Raw genomic sequence first — 367 nt, forward strand, 5'->3', positions numbered from 1 at the left:
GCCATGCAAGAGCTCGGCGCTTTGCCGTGACGCCCGGTGACTTTCCCGCCTATCAGGGGTCTCATTTGGCAGGCAGCGATATGCTACCTTCAGGCACGGTAGCGTTAGCAAGCAACGCGATTTGCTCCGCCGCGGCGTCCGTAGGCCGCTCGGCTCGGACGGCCGTTTCGAGTGCCGTGTAGTTCTGCTCCGATGGGATGCGGCGAAACGTGGCCAACGCAGCGAACGTCAAGGGATATTGAACTCTGCCGATAGCAGTTATGGTGTCGGTGCGAGAATTAATCGTGCCAACCTTATCTGTCTGAGTCTTATATTCGCTCAACTGCTTGATGAGCTCCTGACTTTTAACCATTCCTACCAAATTTTC

The 367-nt window shown here is 55.6% G+C and carries 1 protein-coding gene; it reads right to left on the minus strand.

Translation table 11 applies throughout. From position 1 onward, the window contains the following. Positions 1-61: 61 nt before the first annotated feature. Positions 62-367 (minus strand): hypothetical protein (locus tag EN852_RS41870; RefSeq protein ID WP_210238303.1); only part of this gene is annotated, 306 nt, incomplete at its 5' end.

It is taken from the genome of Mesorhizobium sp. M2E.F.Ca.ET.209.01.1.1 (assembly GCF_004010375.2).
Taxonomy (GTDB): Bacteria; Pseudomonadota; Alphaproteobacteria; order Rhizobiales; family Rhizobiaceae; genus Mesorhizobium.